At 69.3% G+C, this 21508-nt stretch carries 24 protein-coding genes; 11 read left to right on the top strand and 13 right to left on the bottom strand.

Annotation, left to right across the window (positions count from 1 at the left end; genetic code table 11):
* Positions 1 to 6: 6 nt before the first annotated feature.
* Genes MAA44156_RS00855 through MAA44156_RS00840 form a run of 4 tightly spaced genes read right to left on the bottom strand, consistent with a single transcriptional unit; the run spans position 7 to position 2655 of the window.
* Positions 7 to 603: a TetR/AcrR family transcriptional regulator gene (locus MAA44156_RS00855; protein ID WP_003874408.1), complete on the bottom strand. Its 597-nt coding sequence runs from the start codon at positions 601 to 603 to the stop codon at positions 7 to 9.
* Positions 600 to 1373, bottom strand: coding sequence for an SDR family NAD(P)-dependent oxidoreductase (locus MAA44156_RS00850; RefSeq protein ID WP_009974571.1), 774 nt, complete (start codon positions 1371 to 1373; stop codon positions 600 to 602). Before MAA44156_RS00850 ends, MAA44156_RS00855 begins: the two co-directional genes overlap by 4 nt.
* Positions 1370 to 1579 (bottom strand): VOC family protein, encoded by a 210-nt coding sequence (locus tag MAA44156_RS00845; protein WP_009974573.1) that lies wholly within the window; start codon positions 1577 to 1579, stop codon positions 1370 to 1372. The genes MAA44156_RS00850 and MAA44156_RS00845 overlap by 4 nt, the downstream gene beginning before the upstream one ends.
* On the bottom strand, positions 1576 to 2655 hold the full coding sequence (locus tag MAA44156_RS00840; RefSeq protein ID WP_009974574.1) for an NAD(P)H-dependent amine dehydrogenase family protein: 1080 nt from the start codon (positions 2653 to 2655) through the stop codon (positions 1576 to 1578). The genes MAA44156_RS00845 and MAA44156_RS00840 overlap by 4 nt, the downstream gene beginning before the upstream one ends.
* A gap of 117 nt (positions 2656 to 2772) precedes the next feature.
* On the opposite strand from MAA44156_RS00840, the gene MAA44156_RS00835 reads away from it, so the two are divergent.
* Genes MAA44156_RS00835 through MAA44156_RS00815 form a run of 5 tightly spaced genes read left to right on the top strand, consistent with a single transcriptional unit; the run spans position 2773 to position 7696 of the window.
* Positions 2773 to 3630 (top strand): SDR family oxidoreductase, encoded by an 858-nt coding sequence (locus MAA44156_RS00835; RefSeq protein WP_009974575.1) that lies wholly within the window; start codon positions 2773 to 2775, stop codon positions 3628 to 3630.
* A gap of 38 nt (positions 3631 to 3668) precedes the next feature.
* Positions 3669 to 5024: a WS/DGAT/MGAT family O-acyltransferase gene (locus MAA44156_RS00830; RefSeq protein ID WP_009974576.1), complete on the top strand. Its 1356-nt coding sequence runs from the start codon at positions 3669 to 3671 to the stop codon at positions 5022 to 5024.
* Between the two features lie 6 nt (positions 5025 to 5030).
* Positions 5031 to 5516, top strand: a complete 486-nt coding sequence (locus tag MAA44156_RS00825; RefSeq protein WP_009974577.1) for an NUDIX hydrolase — start codon at positions 5031 to 5033, stop codon at positions 5514 to 5516.
* A 1-nt stretch (position 5517) separates the two neighbouring features.
* Positions 5518 to 6423, top strand: coding sequence for a haloalkane dehalogenase (locus MAA44156_RS00820; RefSeq protein WP_009974578.1), 906 nt, complete (start codon positions 5518 to 5520; stop codon positions 6421 to 6423).
* A gap of 37 nt (positions 6424 to 6460) precedes the next feature.
* A complete protein-coding gene (locus MAA44156_RS00815) occupies positions 6461 to 7696 on the top strand; it encodes a cytochrome P450 (protein ID WP_009974579.1) in 1236 nt (411 codons plus the stop codon).
* Between the two features lie 153 nt (positions 7697 to 7849).
* Here the strand turns inward: MAA44156_RS00815 and MAA44156_RS00810 are convergent, their stop codons facing one another.
* Positions 7850 to 8218: a hypothetical protein gene (locus tag MAA44156_RS00810; RefSeq protein ID WP_003874419.1), complete on the bottom strand. Its 369-nt coding sequence runs from the start codon at positions 8216 to 8218 to the stop codon at positions 7850 to 7852.
* Between the two features lie 86 nt (positions 8219 to 8304).
* Between MAA44156_RS00810 and MAA44156_RS00805 the strand changes: the two genes are divergently transcribed.
* Positions 8305 to 8652, top strand: coding sequence for a hypothetical protein (locus MAA44156_RS00805; protein ID WP_009974582.1), 348 nt, complete (start codon positions 8305 to 8307; stop codon positions 8650 to 8652).
* Here the strand turns inward: MAA44156_RS00805 and MAA44156_RS00800 are convergent.
* The gene (locus MAA44156_RS00800) at positions 8619 to 9728 is read right to left on the bottom strand and encodes an ATP-dependent DNA ligase (RefSeq protein ID WP_023880444.1); all 1110 of its coding nucleotides are present in this window, start codon (positions 9726 to 9728) and stop codon (positions 8619 to 8621) included. The two genes, MAA44156_RS00805 and MAA44156_RS00800, sit on opposite strands and share 34 nt — an antisense overlap.
* A 26-nt stretch (positions 9729 to 9754) precedes the next feature.
* On the opposite strand from MAA44156_RS00800, the gene ligD reads away from it, so the two are divergent.
* The 3 genes from ligD to MAA44156_RS00790 all read left to right on the top strand — a co-directional run bounded on the left by ligD (position 9755) and on the right by MAA44156_RS00790 (position 13197).
* Entirely contained in the window at positions 9755 to 10783 is a 1029-nt protein-coding gene (gene ligD / locus MAA44156_RS00795) for a non-homologous end-joining DNA ligase (RefSeq protein WP_003877021.1), read from the top strand.
* Between the two features lie 23 nt (positions 10784 to 10806).
* Positions 10807 to 10980 (top strand): hypothetical protein, encoded by a 174-nt coding sequence (locus MAA44156_RS23205; RefSeq protein ID WP_019733738.1) that lies wholly within the window; start codon positions 10807 to 10809, stop codon positions 10978 to 10980.
* A gap of 204 nt (positions 10981 to 11184) precedes the next feature.
* Entirely contained in the window at positions 11185 to 13197 is a 2013-nt protein-coding gene (locus MAA44156_RS00790; RefSeq protein WP_009974585.1) for a glycoside hydrolase family 172 protein, read from the top strand.
* On the opposite strand, the gene MAA44156_RS00785 is transcribed toward MAA44156_RS00790, so the two are convergent.
* Positions 13138 to 14193, bottom strand: a complete 1056-nt coding sequence (locus MAA44156_RS00785) for a rhomboid-like protein (protein ID WP_029248351.1) — start codon at positions 14191 to 14193, stop codon at positions 13138 to 13140. The two genes, MAA44156_RS00790 and MAA44156_RS00785, sit on opposite strands and share 60 nt — an antisense overlap.
* Before the next feature lie 6 nt (positions 14194 to 14199).
* On the opposite strand from MAA44156_RS00785, the gene MAA44156_RS00780 reads away from it, so the two are divergent.
* Positions 14200 to 15402 (top strand): cytochrome P450, encoded by a 1203-nt coding sequence (locus MAA44156_RS00780; protein WP_009974588.1) that lies wholly within the window; start codon positions 14200 to 14202, stop codon positions 15400 to 15402.
* Between the two features lie 4 nt (positions 15403 to 15406).
* Here the strand turns inward: MAA44156_RS00780 and MAA44156_RS00775 are convergent, their stop codons facing one another.
* Genes MAA44156_RS00775 through MAA44156_RS00765 form a run of 3 tightly spaced genes read right to left on the bottom strand, consistent with a single transcriptional unit; the run spans position 15407 to position 17677 of the window.
* Complete coding sequence (locus tag MAA44156_RS00775; RefSeq protein ID WP_009974589.1) at positions 15407 to 15982, bottom strand: TetR/AcrR family transcriptional regulator; 576 nt, start codon at positions 15980 to 15982, stop codon at positions 15407 to 15409.
* Positions 15979 to 16962 (bottom strand): NAD-dependent epimerase/dehydratase family protein, encoded by a 984-nt coding sequence (locus MAA44156_RS00770; protein ID WP_029248352.1) that lies wholly within the window; start codon positions 16960 to 16962, stop codon positions 15979 to 15981. Before MAA44156_RS00770 ends, MAA44156_RS00775 begins: the two co-directional genes overlap by 4 nt.
* 22 nt (positions 16963 to 16984) lie before the next feature.
* Positions 16985 to 17677 (bottom strand): cutinase family protein, encoded by a 693-nt coding sequence (locus tag MAA44156_RS00765; protein ID WP_009974591.1) that lies wholly within the window; start codon positions 17675 to 17677, stop codon positions 16985 to 16987.
* Positions 17678 to 17737: 60 nt separating this feature from the next.
* On the opposite strand from MAA44156_RS00765, the gene MAA44156_RS23200 reads away from it, so the two are divergent.
* On the top strand, positions 17738 to 17890 hold the full coding sequence (locus MAA44156_RS23200) for a hypothetical protein (RefSeq protein WP_009974592.1): 153 nt from the start codon (positions 17738 to 17740) through the stop codon (positions 17888 to 17890).
* A 15-nt stretch (positions 17891 to 17905) separates the two neighbouring features.
* On the opposite strand, the gene MAA44156_RS00760 is transcribed toward MAA44156_RS23200, so the two are convergent.
* The 3 genes from MAA44156_RS00760 to MAA44156_RS00750 are packed head-to-tail and all read right to left on the bottom strand — an operon-like array spanning position 17906 to position 21470.
* A complete protein-coding gene (locus MAA44156_RS00760; RefSeq protein WP_023864237.1) occupies positions 17906 to 18973 on the bottom strand; it encodes an NAD(P)H-dependent amine dehydrogenase family protein in 1068 nt (355 codons plus the stop codon).
* 38 nt (positions 18974 to 19011) lie between these two features.
* The gene (locus tag MAA44156_RS00755) at positions 19012 to 20145 is read right to left on the bottom strand and encodes a hypothetical protein (RefSeq protein ID WP_009974594.1); all 1134 of its coding nucleotides are present in this window, start codon (positions 20143 to 20145) and stop codon (positions 19012 to 19014) included.
* On the bottom strand, positions 20142 to 21470 hold the full coding sequence (locus tag MAA44156_RS00750; RefSeq protein ID WP_031354929.1) for a hypothetical protein: 1329 nt from the start codon (positions 21468 to 21470) through the stop codon (positions 20142 to 20144). The genes MAA44156_RS00755 and MAA44156_RS00750 overlap by 4 nt, the downstream gene beginning before the upstream one ends.
* Positions 21471 to 21508 lie beyond the last annotated feature (38 nt).

Raw genomic sequence — 21508 nt, 5'->3', positions numbered from 1 at the left:
GCGCGCTCATTTTCGCCTCCAGTGCGGACTTTTGACGGCCTTGAGCGCTTCGGCGACGTAGCGGTCCAGCGGCCACCGCCGCCCGGACTGGAGCACCCACTGCTGAAAGCCGAAATCCGCGGCGGCGAAGGCCAGTTGGACCAGCAGGCCAGGGCGGATGTCGGTGTGGGGGTCGACCCGCATCCGGTCGGCGATGAGCTTGGTGGCGCGTTCCTTGTCGGCGGGCCGGTGCACGGTCACCTTGTCCAGCAGGCCGGGGGCCACCAGCAGCGCCTGACGCCACTCCTCGGTGTCGGCCGGCTCGAACGAGCGGGTGCGGGTGATGATGGCGTTGATCAGCGCGACGTCGGGTGACTCGCCGGCCGGGCGGCCCTCGAGGAGATGGACGATCGCGGCGCCGCCGTAGCGCACCGGCGCGAGCAGAAGTTCCTCCTTCGCCGGCACGTGCCGGAAGAAGGTGCGTGGGGAAACGCCTGCGGCCGTGGCGATTTCCTCGGTTGTCACCGCGTCGTACCCGCGCTCGACGAACAACCGGAACGCCGCGCGCCGGATGTCGGCCCGGATCTGTGCGCGCTGTCGGTCGCGCAGCGATTCCGGTGTCATCGGAAGCAGCCGATCCCGCCGTCGACGTGGATGGTCTGCCCGGTGATGAAGGTGGCGTCGGTGCTGAGCAGGAAGGCCACCAGCGCACCCACGTCGGTGCGCACGTCGCCGATCCGCTTCATCGGCACCCGTCCGACCGCCTTCGCATAGTCGTTGGGCGCGAACTGCTTCCACAGCTTCACGCCGTCGGACTCGGCGAACGGGCAGACGACGTTGACGCGGATGTTGTCTCGTCCCCACTCCAGCGCCGCCACCTTGGACAGGCCCCGGATGCCTTCCTTGGCGGCGGCATACCCGCCCCATCTGGGCTCGCCGCCGGTGCCCGTCCCCGAGCCGAGGTTGACGATCGCCCCGCCGCCCTCCTTCACCAGCAGCGGGTGCACCGCCTGCATGAGTAGGAAGGTGGCGCGGGGGCCGACCTCATAGCCCAGCGCGAGGTCGTCGGTGGTGATGTCGACGAATGCCTTGGGCTCGTTGGTGGCGATGGCGTTGTTGACCAACCCGTGCACCGAGCCGAACGCGTCGACGGCGGCCGCCGCGATGCGCGGGGCGCTGTCGGGGTCGCGCAGATCGGTGACGAGCCGTTCCACCCGCCCCAATGCGCGGAGTTCGGCGGCCGTCGCCTCCAGGGTTTCTTGTTGGATGTCGACCAACAGCACCGCCGCGCCGCGTTCCAGCAGCGCGGCGGCGATGCCCTTGCCGACGCCCTGCGCGGCGCCGGTGACGATCGCGACCTGCCCGCGCATCGAATCCGGGTGGCTGTAGCTCATGCGACCGGCCCCAGCCGCAGTCGCACGCCGCGATGCATCTCGTAGGTGCTGCGCGCCCCGCCCGGTAGTTCGATGAACTCGACCGGTGTTCCGTCCGGATCCTTGACGAAAAACATGCGCACACCGCCGATCTCGAACGGCTCCTGGTCGGGTTGGTAGCCGGCCGAGACGATGCGCCGATGGGCGTCGTCGAGGACGGGGCTCATGACGTGGCGAGGCCGGGGGCCGGCCGGCCCGCGAACAGCGGCAGATCCAGATAGGTCTTGATGCCCGGCGCGGCGGCGCAGACGTCGGGAATGGCGTTGACGCAGTGGTTGGCGGTGACCACCACGCCGGGGTTCTTCACCAGGCCCTCCGCGATCGTCTCCGGTTGCAGGCCCTTGAACGTCAGGCTCACGTCGGGGTCGCCGGTGATCTCCACCTCGAAGCGCTCGCCGCGCCCACCGAAATCCCAGGCGGGGTCCAGGTTTTGCTCACCCATCAACCAGTTGACCGCCGCGGTGATCACCGGCTCGCCGTCCACCAGCGCCTGCCAGCGGAACCGGCGCGCCGCCACCGTGCCGGCGGTGATCGGGAAGGGGTCGTAGTCGATGTCGGCGGTCGCCACGGCGACGTCCTGGATGGTCCTGATGTTGGGGTCGATGCGAAACCCCATGTGGTCAGCGATCATTCGCACCGACTGTTTGAATCCGCCGTCGAGCAGCCCTGCCATCGGCCCCCCGGTGGCCTCCTCGGGGGTGCCGCCGAAGCCCATGATGTGGCGCACCACGTCGGGTGCGTTGTAGGTGCGGATGTCGTAGAACTCCTCGGCACGAACGTGCGTGACCGCCGATGACAGCGATGACACCATGAGCGGGAATCGCTCCGTGATACCGCCGGGGTGGATCCCCGAACCATGCAGTGTCACACCGCTTTCCAGCGCGGCGTCGGCGACGGCCCGGTGCCGCGGGTTGCCCGGATCGGGATAGACCCAGCCGACCGGTGTGACGACATTCTTGCCGGACCGCAGGATCGCGATGACCTCGTCGTCGTTGGGTATCAGCGGGCTGTACACGACGCAATCGGCGTCCAGCGCCAGCACCTCGTCGACGCTGGTGCTAGCGGTGACACCGAGGTCCTGGGTGCCGATGATCCGCCCGACGTCGACACCGTTCTTCTCCGCGCTGTGCACCCAGCATCCCGCCAGTTCCAGCCGCGGATGATTCAGTACGCACTGGATCGCCGCCTTACCCACACCGCCGGTGGCCCACTGGATGACGCGAAGCTTGGACGGGCTACTCATCGTTGACCTCCCGGACGGTTTTTCACATCGACCTTTACACACCGATAAACAAAATGGCAGGCTATGACTCGCTGACAGTGACTGTCAATCATCGCCGGTTACGGGAAGGGTGCTGCGATGGGCGTCCTCGAGGGCAAGGTCGCGATCGTCACCGGGACCAGCCGGGGCGTGGGGGTGGGCATCGCTCACGAACTGCTGCGGGCCGGCGCCACCGTCGTCGGCTGCGCGCGCTCGCCGCTGGACACCATCCCCGGCATCGAACCGGACTGGGCCGAGCGGGCCTTTCAACGGGTCTGCGATCAGGGCGACTACCGCGGCATCGACGCGTTCGTCACCGACGTCGTGGCCACCCACGGCCGCGTCGACATCCTGGTGAACAACGCCGGCGGCACCGTTCCCGCGCCGCACGCCGAAACCATTCCCGAACTGGTGCAACGCATTCAGGGTTCGCCCGCCGCTGACGACGACTATGCGCGCACCGCCCTGTTCCACGCGTTCGCGGTGCAGATGAACCTGATCGGCCCGCTGTGGTTCGCGATCCGCGCCTACCGGCAGATGCAAACCCAGGACGGGATGGGCTGCATCATCAACATCTCTAGCGGCGCGGGACACCCGGCCGGAGCGCCGACGCTGGTGTCCTACGGCGCGGCCAAAAGCGGCCTGAATCACCTGACCCGATCGCTGGCGCAGGAGTGGGGGCCGAAGGTGAGGGTCAACTGCGTGGCGTTGGGGCCGACGATGACCGAGAACTTCCGGTCGTTCGTGCTGCCCAAGGACGATCCCACCGGGGAGAAGTATTTCGCCGCCGTGCCGTTGCGCCGCGCCGGCGAACCCGCCGAGGTGGGCCGCATCTGCGTGTTCCTGGCCGGCGGGCAGGCCGACTTCGTCAACGGCACCACCATCGAGTGCGACGGCGGCATGCTGCCCGGCGTGCTCTACGACGCCGGCCTGAAGACCATCACCGACCTGTTGTAAACAGCGACTTCCCCGCCCGCATGGCGTCTAATGGGTGGATGGAACTGATCATGCCCACCGACGCGGTCTTCCTGCTGGGAGAGTCTCGCGAACATCCGATGCACGTCGGGGGGTTGCAGTTGTACCAGCCGCCGGAGGGCGCCGGTCGAAACTTCGTCCGGGACTTCTACAAACAACTGGTGGCACAACCGGATTTCCAGCCCACGTTCCGCAAACACCCGGCGAAGTTCGTCGGCGGGATCGCCAACCTGGGCTGGTCCTACGACGCGGACGTCGACGTCGACTACCACGTCCGGCGCTCGGCGCTGCCGTCGCCGCGCCGGGTGCGCGAATTGCTCGAGCTGACCTCGCGGTGGCACAGCAGCCTGCTGGACCGGCATCGCCCGCTGTGGGAGACGCACATCGTCGAAGGCCTCAAGGACGGCCGGTTCGCCATCTACACCAAGGTGCACCACGCCCTGATCGACGGCGTGTCCGCGCAGAAGCTGATGCAGCGCGCCCTGTCGAGCGACCCCGACGACCCCGAGATCCGCGCGCCCTGGACGCTGCCCAAGCGCAGCCGCAAGGCCGGCCCCAGCTCCCGGTTGAGTTCCCTGGTGCACGCCGCGGGATCCGTTGCCGCCCTTGCCCCTTCGACGGTGTCGCTGGCCCGCGCGGCGCTGGTCGAGCAGCAGCTGACATTACCGTTCGGGGCGCCGCGCACCATGCTGAACGTCAAGATCGGGGGCGCCCGGCGCTGCGCCGCGCAGTCGTGGCCGCTGGAGCGGATCAAAAACGTCAAGAACGCCGCGGGCGTCACCGTCAACGACGTGGTGCTGGCGATGTGTTCGGGCGCGCTGCGTTACTACCTGCTCGAGCAGAACGCGCTGCCCGACACGCCGCTGATCGCGATGGTCCCCGTCAGCCTGCGCACCGAGGAGGAAGCCGACGCGGGCGGCAACCTGGTGGGAGCGATTCTGTGCAACCTCGCGACCGACAGCGACGACCCGGCGCAGCGTCTGCTCACCATCAGCGAGTCGATGCGCAGCAACAAGAAGGTGTTCTCGCAGCTGCCCCGCTTCCAGGCGCTGGCGCTGTCCGCGGCCAACCTGTCGTCGCTGGCGCTGGCCGCGGTGCCGGGCTGGGTGTCGGCGACCTCGCCGCCGTTCAACATCGTCATCTCGAACGTGCCCGGGCCCACCGCGCCGCTGTATTACGGCGGCGCCCGGCTGGACGGGAACTACCCGCTGTCCATCGTGCTGGACGGACAGGCGCTCAACATCACGCTGGCCAGCAACGCAGGCAACCTGGACTTCGGCCTGGTCGGTTGCCGCCGCAGCGTCCCGCACCTGCAGCGCCTGCTCATGCACCTGGAGTCCTCGCTCAAGGACCTGGAACGCGCTGTCGGAGAATAGGATTCGATGCCCAAGCTCAGCGCCGGTGTGCTTCTCTACCGAACCGGTGACGGCGTCGTCGAGGTGCTGATCGCGCATCCGGGCGGCCCGTTCTGGGCGCGCAAGGACGACGGCGCGTGGTCCATCCCGAAGGGGGAGTACGACGAGGGGGAAGAGCCGTGGCCGGCCGCGCGGCGCGAGTTCGCCGAGGAGCTGGGACTGGCCGTGCCGCCGGGAGAGCGGATCGATCTCGGCACGCTGAAGCAGTCCGGCGGCAAGCTGGTGACCGTCTTCGCCGTGCACGGCGACCTCGACGTCACCGAGGCACGCAGCAACACATTCGCGCTGGAATGGCCCAAGGGCTCGGGCACGCTGCGCGAGTTCCCCGAGGTCGACCGGGTCGGCTGGTTCCCGGTGGCCGCCGCACGCACCAAACTCTTGAAGAGCCAGCACGGATTTCTCGACCGGTTGATGGCGCAGCCGGCCGTGGCCGGATTATCCGAAGGGACCTGACATGCACACGCTGCGAACACCCGACGACAGGTTCCACACCGTCCCCGATTTCCCTTATCCGCCAAGGTATTGCGAGGTTTCCGACGACGACGGCGGCGCGCTGCGGGTGGCCTGGGTCGAAGACGGCCCGGCGGGCGCCGACCCGGTCCTGATGCTGCACGGCGAGCCGTCGTGGTCCTACCTGTACCGCAAGATGATTCCGGTGCTGGCCGGCGCCGGTCATCGCGTCGTCTGCCCCGACCTGGTCGGGTTCGGCCGTTCGGACAAGCCGACCCGCCGCGAAGACCACAGCTATGCGCGGCACGTCGAATGGATGCGCGCGGTGGCCTTCGACGTGCTGGACCTGCACAACGTGACCCTGGTGGGTCAGGACTGGGGCGGGCTGATCGGATTGCGGCTCGCCGCAGAGCATCCCGAGCGGTTCGCCCGGATGGTCGTCGCCAACACCGGGCTGCCGAACGGCGACCAACCGATGGCCGACGTCTGGTGGCGGTTCCGGGAGGCCATCACCTCGGCGCCGCAGCTGAACATCGGCGCGTTCGTGCAGGGCGGTTGCCGCCGGCGGCTCAGCGACGCCGAACGCGCCGGCTACGACGCCCCGTTTCCCTCCGACGAGTACTGCGCCGGCCCGCGCGCCATGCCCACCCTGGTGCCCACCTCCCCGGAGGATCCCGCCGCGGCGGCCAACAAGGCGGCGTGGGCCAAGCTCGCGGTGAGCCCGACGCCCATGCTGGTCGCGTTCAGCGATAGTGACCCCATCACCGGGCCGATGGCGGCCATCTTCCAGCGTGAGATGCGCGGCGCGCAGGGCATCGATCATCCCTTGATCCGCGGCGCCGGACATTTCCTGCAGGAGGACGCCGGCGCCGAGCTGGCCGGCCACATCGTGGAGTTCCTGCGCCGCTGATCCGGCCGCGCCCCGCAGCGGCGGGCACAATGTCAGGATGACGACCGCGCCGACCGAGTCCGCCGAATCGCAAGGGCTGCTGCTGCAGCTGTTGGACCCCGCCAACCGGGCGGACCCGTACCGGCTTTACGCCCAATTCCGTGAGCGCGGAGCGTTGCAGCTGCCCGAGGCCAACCTGGCCGTCTTCCTGAGTTACCGGGACTGCGACGAGGTGCTGCGGCACCCGTCGTCGAGCAGCGACAACGTCAACTCGACCGTCGCCAAGCGGCAGGCCGCGGCGGGCACGGCGCCGGTCAGGCAGGGCCCGCCGGGTTTCTTGTTTCTCGATCCGCCCGATCACACCCGGCTGCGCAGGCTGGTCAGCAAGGCGTTCGCGCCCCGGGTGGTCGCCGCGCTGGAACCCGATATCCGTTCGCTGGTCGACGGATTGCTCGATCGTGCCGCCGACAGAGGCGAGTTGGAAATCGTCGAGGACTTCGCCTATCCGCTGCCGGTGGCGGTGATCTGCCGGCTGCTCGGCGTGCCGCTCGACGACGAGCCGCAGTTCAGCCGGGCGTCGGCGCTGCTGGCCCAGGCGCTGGATCCGTTCTCGACGATCACCGGGGTGCCGGCCGAGGTCGCCAGCGAGCGGCAACAGGCCGGCACCTGGCTGCGCGACTACTTCCACCAGCTGATCGAGGCGCGCCGGTCACGGCCCGGCGACGACCTGCTGTCGGGGCTGATCGCCGTCGAGGAGTCCGGGGATCAGCTGACCGAGGAGGAGATCGTCTCCACCTGCAACCTGCTGCTGATCGCCGGGCACGAGACGACGGTGAACCTGATCGGCAACGCCGTCCTGGCGATGTTGCGAGACTCCGGTCAGTGGGCCGCGCTGGGCGCCGACCCGGGCCGGGCCCCGGCGATCGTGGAGGAGACGCTGCGCTACGACCCGCCCGTGCAGCTGGCCGGGCGAATCGCTTTGGACGACATGGTGATTGGCGGTGTGGAGGTGCCGGCGGGCGATGTCATGATGCTGCTTCTCGCCGCGGCCAACCGTGACCCCGCCGAGTTCGATCGACCCGACACCTTCGATCCCGACCGTAAGGGCTTGCGGCACTTGGGGTTCGGTCGCGGCGTGCACTACTGCCTGGGCGCGCCGCTGGCGCGGCTGGAAGCCGGTGTGGCGCTGTCGGCGGTGACGGCGCGCTTCCCGCGGGCACGGTTGGACGGCGAACCGCAGTACAAGACCAACGTGACGCTGCGCGGGCTGTCACGGCTGGTGGTCGCGGTCTAGTTTCGTCGCCGCCTCGCCTCGCTGCCTCGCGGTCTCGCGGTCTCGCGGTCTCGCGTCGAGCGTGGGGGATATGCACGATTCGGGCCACGGTTTCATCCATATCCCCCACGTTCGGCGAACGGAATCGCCCTCTGCCGGCGATGCCTCGGGGCGCTAGCTTCGTTCCCAGGGCGGGCTCTCGCCCATCTTCTGGTAGTACTTGGCCAGGTGGCTCTTGATCCGATCGATGTCGGACTTGGGCACGTCGATGCCGCCGCGCGCGCCGTCCATGATCGCGCCGGCCGCCATCACCCCGCGGGGCACGGCCTTGAGCTCGCCGCCGATCACGTCGGCGATCAACAGCTTGTACGCCGTGAAATTGTCCTTCTTGTCGGCGTCGTACCAGACGTGGGCGTCGCGGTACTTCTCGTTCGGCTCGTCTTGCGCGCCCGCCCATTTGCGGACGCGCTTCTCGGCGGCGTCGCCGTCCCACTCGCGGTCGCGATCTGCCAACGGCAAGTCCTGGAAGGCTGTCACAGACATGCGGTTCGCGTGCCCGCTGCGGCGAGGGGCTAAACACCCGTTTCGAGTTGGGATCGGTAGCCGCGGCGTAGCGTTGTGCTGGCGTCATGAACACCACCCACCACCGGAAGCCGGTCGTTGCCGGGGCGCTGCTCGCCGGCGGCATCGCGGCGGCAGGCCTGGGGATCGCCTCGGCCGCCGCGCAACCCAGCGCGCCGCATCTCATCGGCCCGTTGCCGACCGACAATTTCACGGTCCCGCACGACTGGTGCCCGGGACAGCCGTTGCCGATGCCCGATGTCCGCTGGGACATGAACGTCTGCCACCACTGGTACTGGGTTCCCGTCGGCGGCATGGGCAACGTCGGCCAATTCGTCTGGGAGGGGGACGCTCCCCGGCAGCCGCTCGGCGGGCCGCCGTGCTATGGAGCCCCAATCTGCTTGCCGGGCTTGTGATCTGCGCGGCTCGCGCCGAGGCCCGGCACGATGTCGTCCAGGCGAAACGTCACCGGCTGCTCGAGCTGTTCGTAGGTGCAGGAGCGTGGGTCGCGGTCCGGCCGCCATCGATTGAACTGCGCGGTATGACGGAATCGCCGGCCCTCCATGTGGTCATAGCGGACCTCGACCACCCGCTCGGGCCGCAGCGGGACGAACGAGAGGTCCTTGCCGGCGTTCCAGCGCGAGAACTCGTTCTTGCGGGGCGTGCGCTCGCCGGCCTGGTGCGCGGCCCAGTTCCACGGGTGGTCCTCGAAATCGGTGACCAGCGGCTGTAATTCGGTGAACAGCCGCCGCCGCTCGGCCATCGGGAAGGCGCCGATCACGCCGACCGACGCGAGCTGGCCGTCATCCTGATACAGCCCCAGCAACAACGAGCCGATCGCGTCCGCCCCGGACTTGTGCACCCGATAACCGGCCACCACACAGTCGGCCGTCCGCTCGTCTTTGATCTTGAACATCACCCGCTTGTCCGGCTGATAGGTGATATCCAACGGCTTGGCGACCACACCGTCGAGCCCGGCGCCCTCGAATTCGTCGAACCACCGCCGCGCGGTGTCCAGATCGGTGGTCGCCGGCGTGACATGGATCGAGGGCCCCGGACCGCCCACCGCCTCCAGCAGCGCCGCGCGCCGCTCGCGGAACGGCCGGCCGGTGTAGTCCTCGTCGCCCAGCGCCAGCAGGTCGAAGGCGATGAACGACGCCGGCGTGGCCTCGGCCAGCATCCGCACCCGCGACTCGGCCGGATGGATGCGTTGTTGCAGCGCCTCGAAGTCCAGGCCGTGGTCGGTGGCGATGACGATCTCCCCGTCGATCACGCAGCGCTGCGGCAGCTCCGCCCGCACCGCCGCCACCAATTCGGGGAAGTAGCGCGTCATCGGCCGCTCGTTGCGGCTGCCCAACTCGACCTCGTCGCCGTCGCGGAAACAGATCGACCGGAAGCCGTCCCACTTGGGCTCATACGACGCGGCCGGGGGAATCGCGCCGACCGACTTCGCCAGCATCGGCGACACCGGCGGCATGACAGGAAGGTCCATAGCCCGATTGTGCTGGAATCGGAGGTATGGCTGCTGCAGAAGAGGTCGACGTCGACGGCATCGCGGTCCGTCTGACCAATCCGGACAAGGTGTATTTCCCCAAGCTGGGGTCGAAAGGCACCAAGCGGCACCTGATCGACTACTACCGCGCCGTCGCGGGCGGCCCGATGCTCGACGCGCTGCGCGACCGGCCCACCCACCTGCAGCGTTTCCCGGACGGCATCGACGGCGAAGAGATCTACCAGAAGCGGATTCCGCAGCACCATCCCGACTACCTGCAGACCTGCCGGGTGACGTTTCCGTCGGGACGGACCGCCGACGCGCTCAAGGTCACCCACCCGGCGGCCATCGTGTGGGCGGCACAGATGGGCACCGTCACCCTGCACCCGTGGCAGGTGCGCTGCCCGGACACCGACCATCCCGACGAGCTGCGCATCGATCTGGACCCGCAGCCCGGTGTCGCCTTCGCCCAGGCGCGCAGCGTCGCGGTCGACGTGCTGCGGCCGCTGCTCGACGAGCTGGGGCTGGTGGGATACCCGAAGACGTCCGGCGGCCGGGGCATCCACGTCTTCCTGCGCATCGCCACGGACTGGGATTTCGTCGAGGTGCGCCGGGCGGGCATCGCGCTGGCCCGGGAGGTGGAGCGGCGCGCGCCCGACGCCGTCACCACCTCCTGGTGGAAGGAAGAACGCGGCGCGCGGATCTTCATCGACTTCAACCAGAACGCCCGCGACCGCACCATGGCATCGGCCTATTCGGTGCGGCGCACCCCGATCGCGACGGTGTCGATGCCACTGACCTGGGACCAGCTGGCCGGCGCCGACCCCGATGACTACACCATGGCCACGGTGCCCGATCTGGTCAGCGCCCGCGAAAACCCTTGGGCCGCAATCGATGACGTGGCCCAGTCGATCGGTCCGCTGCTGCGGATGGCCGAGGCCGACGAGGAGCGCGGGCTCGGCGACATGCCCTACCCGCCGAACTACCCGAAAATGCCCGGCGAACCCAAACGCGTTCAGCCCAGCCGGGATACGGAGCACAAGAAGAAGAATTGACTCCGCGCCGCGACGCTCAACCGATGCAGGTGAAGGGCGTGCAATCGATGGTGACCGGCGTGGTGCAGGCCGAGGTTGTGATGGCGGTGGCGGCAAGAACAATGCCGAGAACGAGTTTGTACTTCAAACGAGACATCACCACTCCATTCGTCGAGAAGGAATGCTTCGCCCGAGAACGCTTATCATACGTGAGTTGAATACGGAATACCTAGGGATTCGCGGAAATAGCAACGCATTACGTCACCTGATTGATCTCCTAATGCCTTCCGGAACGACACAATGGGCGATAGCATGGAGCGCACGCGAATGGACCTACATTTTTGACAATGCAGGGCGATACACAGTGTGTTCGGGGGAACCGAAATACGGCTTGGCCGTTGGCCACTCGGTTGTTTCCCGCGATGTTCGCGTTACTGATGCTGGTGATCGCCGGGACCGGCTCCGCCGCCGCGCAGCCGTCGCCTTCGACGGCACGGCCATTCGGCGACCGGCTGGTGGGCTGGGATACCTACCGCCGGCTGGACCTGTTGCCGTATTTGAGTGCGGATACGCAGAGCCTGCAGCTGTCGAGCTTTGACCGCAGTGGCGGTGATTTCGACATCTCCACCGGCAACAAGAACGGCACCGGCGGCTGCCTGGCGCCCAGCGGTGCCGGCTGCGTCATCGCCGAGGATCACGGTGCGGGAGAGGTTGATTCGATCTGGCTGACCCGTGACGGCGGCAATCTCCGGGCGATCGGGAACATCCGCGTCGAGCTGGATGGGCAGACCGTGCTGGACACGCCGGTGCAATCGTTGGTCGACGGACAGCTGGGCGCCCCGTTCGTGTGGCCGTTGGTGGCCAACGCCGGTGAGTCGCCGGGAGGCGACTACATCAAGGTGCCGATGCCTTACCGGCGGTCGATGCGAATCAGTGTCGAATCCCATTTGGAGTACTACCATGTCGATTATCGACAGTTTCCGACCGCCGAGGGAGTGAGCACGTTCTCACCCGCCGACCCCGCGGTCGATGTGCTGGACAGGTTTCGCGCCGCCGGCACCGTAGACCCCAAACCGGCCGCACCCGGCGAGGTGCACAGCAACCGGGTGATCGAGTTGCCCGGCGGCGCCGAGCAGACGATCGCCGAATCGACTGGCCCGGCCAGCATCTCGGCACTGCGGCTGTACCTGCCTGCCCCGGCCGATCAACCGCTGACCGGGTTGCGGCTGCGGATCGAGTTCGACGGCCGCACCACGGTCGACTCCCCGCTGGGCGAGTTCTTCGGCGCGGGGCTCGGCCCCACCCCGGTGCGATCGCTGATGTTCGCCGCCTTCCCGCAACCCGACGGATCGATGGCGCTGTGGTGTTGGTGGCCAATGCCTTTCGCGCGCTCGGCGCGGGTGAGCCTGGCCAACACCGGCGCCGGCCCGGTCTCCGCGATAGCCGCGGAGGTGACGACGACTCCCGACGCCCGGTGGGCGGGCGCGCTGGCGAGCGGCCGGGCCGGCTACTTCACCGCGCGCTCCCACGCCGGCCCGACGATCCTCGGGCAGGACTGGCTGTTCGCCGACGAACAGGGCCGCGGCAAGTTCGTCGGCGTCAGCCAGACCATCCGTGGCCAACGGACCCGAACGGCGTTCAGCGACAACGCCCCCTACTTCCTGGAAGGGGCCGAGCGGGTCTACACCGACGGCGCCGCCTCCCCGCAGTGGTACGGCACCGGAACCGAGGACCTCTACGAGGGCGGCTGGTACTTCAAGGACGGCACGCATTTCAGCGATCCGCTCAACGGCCAACCCGACCAACGCACGGCCACCGCCGGGTGCGCCGACTACTGCGTCGCCGTGTACCGGATCATGCCGGCCGAGGCGATCGGCTATCACTCGGCGCTCCGATTCGGCATCGAGCACGGCAAACGCAACATGGTCGAACCGGATTACAGCTCAACCGCATTCCTCTACACCCAGCCGGACGCCGAGCTGACCGGCACCGACGACGTCAACCCGACCGATCCGCTCAGCCGGGCCCTGCACGGCTACACCGACACCGACGCGATCGACCAGCTGCTGGTCAGCGAGTACGAGGGCACCGAAGACACCCGCCCGGTCGCCGGCACCGTGCGCAGCGCCCAGGGGGCGATCACCTTTCATGTGCAGGTCGATCCGGACAACCACGGCGTCCTGCTGCGCCGCAGCGGCGACCAGGTCAACGGGTTCCAATCGGCCGACGTCGCGATCGACGGCGCCCCCGTCGGCAACTGGTTTCAGCCGCGCGCCAACCCTTTTCACCGCTGGCTGGACGACACCTATCCGGTCCCGGGATCGGTCACCGCGGGCAAGGCGGAACTGACGGTCACGCTGACGCCCACCGCCGGCTCACCGCCCTGGACGGCCAGCCGCTACCACGTCGACGCGCTCGTCGGGCTGTCCGGCTAGCGGGCGGCGCGCCAGCACACCGATGAACGCGCCCGCCAGCCCGCCGATCGGCGCCATCGACGCCGCCCCGGCCAGCAGCAGATAGCCGAACGTGGCACCGACGCACAGCAACGCCAGGTGGACGGGCGTCCAGCTGGCCGTGGACCGCAGCCGGAACGACAGGCCGATGCCGAGCAGCAGCGCCACCACGTGGCCGACGGCGGTGAAGTCCGCACCCACCGTCGCCACCACCGCCGTGCCCAACCACCAACCGGCCCACACGCCGCGCCAGCGCACCGGCAGCGCCGCGGTGATGGCGCCGAGCACGCACATCGCGCCGTAGCTGATCCCCACGTCGCTGGCGCGGGCCACCGAGGCCGGGAGCATGCCGGATTCGATGGCGGCGACCAGCCCGACCGCCACGATCATCGTGGCGCCGATGTGGCCGACGGCGAAGGTGACCAGCAGCCCCTTGCTGCGCCACAGCAGCTCGCCCAGCGCCAACAAGCAGACCAGGCCGGGCAGCCAGAAGAACAGCTGACCGCCGTCGTCGACGAACGCGCTGCCGATCAAGGTGCCCAGCTGGCCCCGCCCGAGGTTGTGCACGTTGGTGCTCATCCGGCTGACGGCGACCTGGCGGGCGTGCGGCCCCAGCGCCGCCAGGACCAGATAGACCACCAGCAGCGCGGCCGCGTACGCGGCGGTGACCCGCACCGAACCCGGGCCGGGCAGCGTGGACCGGCGCGGCAGCGCACCCCGCGGCGCGGCGCCGCCGGTGAACTCGACGACCGTCATGCCTGTTACGGTGCCGGTCCGGGCCGGCCGGTGCCTCGTTCTTAACGAAGCCTTCACACCGATGCCGCAAATCTTCACAGATCGGTGCCCGCCCGCGGCGTCTTGACGGACTCGACGCGATGCTGCTAGACATGGCCTGCGGCACAAATTTGGGCGATCGCCCAACATCCGATCGGTGGAGGTTGGCATGGGCCGGCTGGACGGCAAGGTCAATAAGGGCATGCATCGATGACCGTCGCGAACGACACGGCCGTGTACTACGACCCCTACGACATCGGCATCATCACCGACCCCTACCCGACGTACGCGCGGCTGCGCGAAGAGGCGCCGATCTACTACAACGAGCGGTACGACTTCTGGGCGCTGTCACGGCATTCCGATGTGGAACGGGCGCTGGCGAACTGGCAGGTGTTCTCCAACCGTCGCAGCGACATCCTGGAGCTGATCCAGTCGAAGTTCGACATGCCCGGCGGCGTCATGATGTTCCAGGACCCGCCCGAGCACACCGTGCTGCGCGGCCTGATGTCGCGGGTGTTCACCCCGCGCCGGATGGCCGCGCTGGAAGACCAGATCCGGCAATACTGCATTCGGTGCCTGGATCCGCTGGTCGGCTCCTCGAGCTTCGACATCATCGCCGAGCTGGCGTCGATGATGCCGATGCGGGTGATCGGGATGTTGTTGGGAATCCCTGAGTCCGAACAGGTTTCGGTGCGCGACGCCAACGACGCCAACCTGCGCACCAAGCCGGGTGCGCCGCTGCGGGTCGCCGACGCCGACTCCATCGCCGACGGCCGAATCTATGCCGACTACGTCGAATGGCGATCCAAGAATCCCTCCGACGACCTGATGACGACACTGCTCAACGTCGAGTTCGACGACGAGGACGGGGTGCGGCGCAAGCTGACCCGCAAGGAGGTGCTGCACTACACCCAGGTGGTCGCCGGCGCGGGCAACGAGACCACCGGGCGGCTGATCGGCTGGCTGGCAAAGGTTCTCGCCGAACACCCCGACCAGCGCCGCGAGGTGTACCGGGATCGGTCCCTGCTGACCCGCACCGTCGACGAGACGCTGCGCTTCGAACCCACCGGGCCGCACGTCGCCCGCTGGATGGCGGCCGATTTCGAGTGCTACGGCACCACCGTGCCGGCCGGCAGCGCCATGCTGCTGCTGTTCGGCGCCGCCAACCGTGACCCGCGCCGCTACACCGACCCGGACACCTTCAACATCCACCGGGACAACATCTCGCACATCACCTTCGGCAAGGGCGTGCACTACTGCCTGGGGGCCAACCTGGCCCGGCTGGAGGGGCGGGTGGCGCTGGACGAGCTGCTAAACCGATGGCCCGAATGGGACATCGATTACGACACAGCGCAATTGGCGTCGACGTCGACCGTGCGGGGCTGGGAGCGGCTGCGGATCGTGGTGCCCTGAACCGTCAGGGCAACTCGAACCGGTCGATGAACCGGTTGACCAGTGCGACGGCCGCGTCGTGTCCGGCGGTGGCGCCGAGGGCATCTTCGAGGATCAGCATGCGCCCGATCGCGGCCAGGATGACCGCGATGCCGGCCGGCGGAAATTCGCCGGCGTCCATGTCGTGTTCGCGGACGATGGAGTTCAGCGCGGTGATCTGGGTATCGCGCCAGCGCCCGAACCAGGCCGCCAACTCGGCGCGAATCGCCTTGCGGTGGTTGGCGAGTCCCATGAACTCCAGCAGCAGCCGGGTGTCCTTCGGCTCGATCAGGGTGTCCCAGAGGGCGTGCAGCGGGCGGTCGGAGGTCAACGCCCGGGTCTGGCGTTCCTGGTAGGCGGCCGCGCCGCGCCGGAAGACGTCCAGATACAGCTCGTCCATGGTGGGGAAGTAGTAGTGCACCAGCGCCGGTTTCACCCCGGCCTCGGCGGCCACCCGGCGCGAGGTCGCCGCGGCGTACCCGTCCTCGACCATCACCTTGATGGTCGCGTCGATGAGCAGGTCACGGGTGGTGGAGTCGCCCGGGTGGGGCCGTCGGGTCATGAGGTGGCGGAAAGGGCCGCGAAGGTGTCCGCCAGGGTCTGCCGGGGATCCCGATAGGTGATGCCGAGTTCCCGTTCGCTCGGCGAGTCGTCCGATGCCGGCATCTGGGTGTAGTACTGCATGCCCGCCCAGGTGAACGGGGTCTCGAACGGCAGGAAACGGCCGGCCCGGTCCAGCACCGCGCCCGCGACGCGCAGCGCGGTGTCCGGGATCGGGACGGCGACCATCGGCGTGCCGGCCACCTCGCCGAGCAGGGCAGCGAGGTCGCTCGCGGGAACCCGGTGCCCGCCGGCGGTGTAGCGGCGCGGCCCGCGGCCGGGCTCCAGCAGCGCCGCATGCAGCGCCGCCAGATCGCGGACGTCGACGATCAGCCACGCCGCGCTGCGGCCCGGGATCGCGTGCATCTGCAGGGCGGCCCGCACGCCCTCACCCGCCTCGCCGAACTGGTCGCCGACCGGCGGGCCGAGCACCATGCCCGGGTAGGTGATGTTCACCGGCGCGCCCGCATCCTGCAGCCCTCGGGCATAGATCTCCACCTGCGCCTTGGACGTGCCGTAGCCGTCGGCCCCACCGACCACCGGCAACTCCGCCGTCAGCGTCTCCAGGTCCGGATGGAACAGCGCGGTGAAGCTCGACACGTGGACGATGGGATCCAGGCCCAGCTCGACGGACTGGCCCAGCACGTTCTGGGCGCCCTGCATGTTGGTGGCGAGCATCTCGGCCGTCTGGCGCGGGTCGGTGGCGACCAGGGCGGCGCTGTGCACCACGGCGTCGCAGCCCTGCAACGCCTCGCGCACCGCGACGCGATCGGTGATGTCGGCGACGGCGAAGTCCGACACGTCGACGCCCAGTTTGGCGACCGAGGTCTGCAGCTTGCCCGGGTTTCGCACCAGGAACCGGATCGAATGCCCGGCATCGGAGATGGCCTTGGCGGTCCACCCGCCGACGAATCCAGTACCGCCCGTGATGAGAACCCGCATGGCCCGCATTCTCCCAGGGCCGCTACAGGTGGCTAAAGACGTATTGGGCGGCCTGGTTCGTCATGCCGTTCACCGGATACGACGTGTGCGCGGCCAGGTCGTCGCCGCCGGTGCCGCAGATCGGGTCGCCGACGGCGCACAGCTGCAGCGTCTTGGGCTGATACAGCGGGCCGATGGCCAACGGCGGCGCGTGATACTTCTGCAGGAACTGGCCCGACGGCGTGCCGAACAGCGTGACCGCGGCGACGTGTTTGGCGACCTCGGGCGGCATCGGCGGGGGCACCGCGGAGGCGGGCACGCCCGGGGGCACGGCCGCCGACGTGGTGTAGCCGGCCACCGCGGCGCCCTGCGAGTAGCCGCCCAGCACCTCCCGGGTGTTGGGGCAACTGGCCACCATCGACTCGAGATGCGAACTGGCGTCGCGGATTCCGTCGATCACGGTGGCCGGGAAATCGGGATTGGAAAAGTCAGTGCTGGCAGGGTATTTCACCGCGTACACGGCCAGCGATCGCGAGCCGATCTGCGAGCGCAACGCGTCCACGAAGGGCTGACCGATGCCGCCGATGCCGGGTGGCTCCCCGGAGCCGCGGGCGAACACCACTTCCACGTCCGGGCACGGATCGGCGCCGGCCGCCGGCGCGCCCGGCATCGGCGCGACGCAGAGTGCCGCCGCGGCCGTCAGGACAGTCAACGCCGCCCGCACCTGGAAGCTCATGGCCTGCTTTCTACCCGGCAAACGCGGATTCGCAAACCCGGCCCTGCCATCATGGACCCCGTGAGCACCGCGATCGTGGTGGCAGTGGTGGCGGGCCTGATGCTGCTGGGCATCGGCATCGTCGTCAATCAGCTGCTGCGGCTGCGGCGCTATCTGAACGAGTCGCCGCCCGATCGGTCCGGCGATCCCGAGCCGCCGGAGCGCGCCGACTGATGGCTACCGGCGGCGCTATGGCCGGCCGGCGACGTGCGCGTTGCCGCGGGGCAGTGTCAGCGGAAGGTCGGCGTAGCTGGCGATGCCGGGCGCCGCGGCGACCACGGCCGGGATCGCGTTGATGGCCGGCATCGCCGTCATGATGTGACCGAGGTCCATGAACTCCTCGATCGTGGTGGCCTCGAAGTACGGCGGCGGCAGGAAGCCCACCTTGGTGGTCACGGTGGGCTGCCCGTCGATCTGGATGACCCAGCCGTCCTGCTCGATCTTCCAGTCCGGGTCCAGCGTCTGTCCCTTGCGCCACCGCACGTTCAAGTCGATCAGCACCTGGTCGCCGACGATGCCCTGCCAGCTGATGTAGGTGCCCGCGACGTGCCCCGCGGGAATGGTCCAGGACGCCATCACCAGGTCCTCGGTGGTCTGGGCGAACTCGGCCACGCAGCGCACGTCGTCGAGCTCCACGCCGAGTGCGTCGCCCACCAGCCGGACGGCCTCGCCGAAGATGGCCGTGCCTTTGGCCGCCATCGCCGGCAGGTCCGGGTGGTCGATGGGCTGGCCGAAGCCGACCGGCTTCTCGGTCTCCGGCGAGTCGTAGAAGGTGGTGTCGGCGGCCTCGTTGACGGTGACCTTGTCGATCCGGTTGCACACCATCGCCGACACGATGGCCAGCAGCTCGGCGAAACCCGGGCTGACGCCGGAGCCGAAGATGGTGGCGCCGCCCTGCTGGCAGGCCTGCAGGATCCGGTCCCGGCCGTCGCCGAGGTTTCCGCCGGTGATGAACGACGCCGTGGTCACCACGTTGACGCCGGCGGACAGGATGCGGACCAGTTCGTCGACGTCGATCCACATCGGGTTGTAGACCACGCAGTCCGGCTTGAGGGCCAGCAGCTCGTCGACGTCGTTGGTGGCCGCGACCCCCAGCGGCGGGATGCCGACCAGCTCACCGGCGTCGCGGCCGACCTTCTCCGCCGACCAGGCATAGCAGCCCACCAGTTCCAGCGTGGGGTTGGTGACGATCGACTTCAGCGAGCTCTTGCCGACATTGCCGGTGTTCCACTGAACCACTCGATAGGTGTTTGGCACTCGCTCAGCATAGGGAATCGGCGGGGTTCTTAGTAGGCCTAATAGGCAGATTCGGCGGCCAATCTTTCGGCCAGGAAGGCGTCCCGGGGCGGCGACTCCAGCCGTGCCCGCGCCCACCGGCGCACCCGCTCGCGGGTGTGCGGCGACTCGGTCGACACCGCGGCGCCGACGTGCACCTCGGTCGCCGACCAGTCGTGGCCCCAGGCCGCCGACTCGGTCAGTGCCCCGCGGGCGCCGGTCAGCGGGAAGGTCGCGCGGCCGGCGGCGTCCAGGGCGCCCGCACCCTCGACGGCGGCCGAGCGCAGCCGCACCGCGATCCCGGTGGCCGGGTCCGGTCCGATGACGTCGGCCTGCACGACGGCGACGACGGCCGAACCGTCGACCCGGATGCTCCAGCCGACGGTGTCCTCGGCCGCATCGAAGACACCGGGCGGCACCCCCGACCAGGCGACGGATGCGACGCCGCGGGCGATGGCCGCCGCGCGGGGCCCGGCTCCGGCGCCGGCGGCCAGCGCGTAGTCGTCGCGCCGATCGCTCGGCGCCACGACCAGACTCGAATCATCAAGCGCGGCAAGCAGTTCCGGCCATCGCCCGGCGTCCACGCCGATGCCGTCGGCCAGGCCGGCGCTCGCGCGCACCAGGTCCGCCACCCGCGGATCGGGGCTGACGAGATGGCCCAGCAGCGCGGTGGCGTGCGGCGCCAGCAGCCCGGCCACGTCGGAGTCCAGGGTGTCGTCGGGGAAGAAGTGCTGCGCACCCGCGGTCAGCAGCGCGAGCTCGGCGTCCAGTAGGGCACGGTCCAGGCCCGCGATGCCGTCCTGCCTGCTGGCCGGCCACCAGCGGCGCAACCAGTGACCGGTGGCCAGCCTGCGCAGCGGGGCCAGCGCGCCCGGCGCGACGTCGACGCCGGCAAGCTCGATGCCGCCCGCTGGGACGGCCGCGTCCCGCACCGCCGACACCAGCGCCACATGCCCGGCTTCGCCGAGCACCCGCCACAACCAGTCCGCCCGCGACACGTCGGTGAAGGTGAGCCGGGGCGGCGCGTCGTCCGGATCGTCCAGGGTCCACGACAGCACCGCGCCGCTGACCTCCAGCAGGGCCACCAGCGGCGGCTCCTCGGTGACGTCTGCCCGGCCGGTGGTCCAAAGCCCGGAATCGGCAACCAATCTCATCCGGCCACCTGCAATTCCAGCATCGCCTTGATCCGCTGCCGGTGGTCGAGGCTCACCGAGCGGGCCACCCCGTCGAGCAGTGCCCGCACGTCGTCGACGTCGTCGCAGGGCTCCTGCCACACGTCGCGCCCGTGCAGCCGCGCCCACAGCCGACTCAGGTAGGGCTGCGCGAACGCGGCGAGGTCCTCGACCACTTGCTGCTGGCGGGGATGGATCGGGCCGTTGTCGGCAAGATAGCGCCGGGCGTGCAAGACGTAGGCTTCCTTGCGCAGCCGCGCCTGGATCTGCGCCGCCAGGTCGTCGCGGCAGCAGGCGGACGGGTCCAGCGGGGCCAGCTGCACGGCGACCTCGATGCCGGCCACCAGCGTGGCCTGCTTGTCCTCGGCCAGCAATCCCCAGGGCGCGCAGGCCCGGTCGACCTCCTCCTCGCACAGCAACGGGATGTCGGGCAGCGCGTCGCGGTCCAGGGCGCGCCGCAGGGTGGCGCGCACCCGGTCCAGCACGCTGCGATCCAGCGGGCGCTCCCCCTCGGAGGCCGCCGCGACCTCCGGGACACGTTGCGGCTCAACGGAACTCAACCCAACCTCGACGATGGACCAGGGCAGCAAGGCGCAATCGATGTGGGCCAGCGCCCCAAGATTGTAGGGCGTGGCGTCGGTGATCATCGCCGACCAGACGCGTTGGCGGGCTGCCGCGCCGCGATGGCCTCCGGCCATCCCCAGCACGGTGGCGAGCTCCGCCAGAAACGGGCCGGTGTCGACGGGCCCGGCCCGCATGTCGCGCCAGCTGCGCTGCAGCTGATCGGCCAGCGCGGCAACGACATCGGGGTTGCCGGCGTATCGGTGCAGAACCTCGATCGCGGTGCGGTCGCGATCCCGGTGGATGTCGGCGAGCACGGCGGCCGCCGTCTCGTTATCGTGCGGCGGCGGCGCGCCCTTGGTCACCGCCAGTTCGAAGCAGACCGGGAAGTAGAGTTCCTGCGCGTTGCCGGTGCGGATCCGCTGTCGGCGTCGTTCCAGCTTGAGCGCCTCGAACCATGCTGCGGCAGCGCGTAATTCGGGTCCGCTGCCGACGATCAGCTCGTGCATGGCCGCGGCCGTCTCGGGCGTGACGACCGGGGCCGAATACGCCGGGTTGGACCGCAGCCGCAACACCAACGGGTCGATGATGCGTTTGATGGTGCGGCTCAACGGGCCGCCGTCGTCGGCGCTGAGCACCTCCACGCCGGGCCCTATCGCCCGCCACGCCGCCTCGATCACCGACCGGCGGGGGTGCCCCGCCGCCGCTCCCGCCGGCACGGTCCGCGGCTGCGGTTCGGCGCTCATCAGCACAGAATAGGGCCGGCGCAACGGTTGCGGCAGCC

Source organism: Mycobacterium avium subsp. avium, from assembly GCF_009741445.1.
Lineage (GTDB): Bacteria > Actinomycetota > Actinomycetes > Mycobacteriales > Mycobacteriaceae > Mycobacterium > Mycobacterium avium.
Note: the sequence above shows the minus strand (reverse complement) of the source record. Positions and strands in the feature narration are given on the sequence as shown.

Bases quoted from the DNA above. Each gene is read 5' to 3' on its own strand.
- MAA44156_RS00855 (WP_003874408.1), bottom strand. From the start codon at position 603: ATGACACCGGAATCGCTGCGCGACCGACAGCGCGCACAGATCCGGGCC.
- MAA44156_RS00850 (WP_009974571.1), bottom strand. From the start codon at position 1,373: ATGAGCTACAGCCACCCGGATTCGATGCGCGGGCAGGTCGCGATCGTC.
- MAA44156_RS00845 (WP_009974573.1), bottom strand. From the start codon at position 1,579: ATGAGCCCCGTCCTCGACGACGCCCATCGGCGCATCGTCTCGGCCGGC.
- MAA44156_RS00840 (WP_009974574.1), bottom strand. From the start codon at position 2,655: ATGAGTAGCCCGTCCAAGCTTCGCGTCATCCAGTGGGCCACCGGCGGT.
- MAA44156_RS00835 (WP_009974575.1), top strand. From the start codon at position 2,773: ATGGGCGTCCTCGAGGGCAAGGTCGCGATCGTCACCGGGACCAGCCGG.
- MAA44156_RS00830 (WP_009974576.1), top strand. From the start codon at position 3,669: ATGGAACTGATCATGCCCACCGACGCGGTCTTCCTGCTGGGAGAGTCT.
- MAA44156_RS00825 (WP_009974577.1), top strand. From the start codon at position 5,031: ATGCCCAAGCTCAGCGCCGGTGTGCTTCTCTACCGAACCGGTGACGGC.
- MAA44156_RS00820 (WP_009974578.1), top strand. From the start codon at position 5,518: ATGCACACGCTGCGAACACCCGACGACAGGTTCCACACCGTCCCCGAT.
- MAA44156_RS00815 (WP_009974579.1), top strand. From the start codon at position 6,461: ATGACGACCGCGCCGACCGAGTCCGCCGAATCGCAAGGGCTGCTGCTG.
- MAA44156_RS00810 (WP_003874419.1), bottom strand. From the start codon at position 8,218: ATGTCTGTGACAGCCTTCCAGGACTTGCCGTTGGCAGATCGCGACCGC.
- MAA44156_RS00805 (WP_009974582.1), top strand. From the start codon at position 8,305: ATGAACACCACCCACCACCGGAAGCCGGTCGTTGCCGGGGCGCTGCTC.
- MAA44156_RS00800 (WP_023880444.1), bottom strand. From the start codon at position 9,728: ATGGACCTTCCTGTCATGCCGCCGGTGTCGCCGATGCTGGCGAAGTCG.
- ligD (WP_003877021.1), top strand. From the start codon at position 9,755: ATGGCTGCTGCAGAAGAGGTCGACGTCGACGGCATCGCGGTCCGTCTG.
- MAA44156_RS23205 (WP_019733738.1), top strand. From the start codon at position 10,807: ATGCAGGTGAAGGGCGTGCAATCGATGGTGACCGGCGTGGTGCAGGCC.
- MAA44156_RS00790 (WP_009974585.1), top strand. From the start codon at position 11,185: ATGTTCGCGTTACTGATGCTGGTGATCGCCGGGACCGGCTCCGCCGCC.
- MAA44156_RS00785 (WP_029248351.1), bottom strand. From the start codon at position 14,193: ATGCCCTTATTGACCTTGCCGTCCAGCCGGCCCATGCCAACCTCCACC.
- MAA44156_RS00780 (WP_009974588.1), top strand. From the start codon at position 14,200: ATGACCGTCGCGAACGACACGGCCGTGTACTACGACCCCTACGACATC.
- MAA44156_RS00775 (WP_009974589.1), bottom strand. From the start codon at position 15,982: ATGACCCGACGGCCCCACCCGGGCGACTCCACCACCCGTGACCTGCTC.
- MAA44156_RS00770 (WP_029248352.1), bottom strand. From the start codon at position 16,962: ATGCGGGTTCTCATCACGGGCGGTACTGGATTCGTCGGCGGGTGGACC.
- MAA44156_RS00765 (WP_009974591.1), bottom strand. From the start codon at position 17,677: ATGAGCTTCCAGGTGCGGGCGGCGTTGACTGTCCTGACGGCCGCGGCG.
- MAA44156_RS00755 (WP_009974594.1), bottom strand. From the start codon at position 20,145: ATGAGATTGGTTGCCGATTCCGGGCTTTGGACCACCGGCCGGGCAGAC.
- MAA44156_RS00750 (WP_031354929.1), bottom strand. From the start codon at position 21,470: ATGAGCGCCGAACCGCAGCCGCGGACCGTGCCGGCGGGAGCGGCGGCG.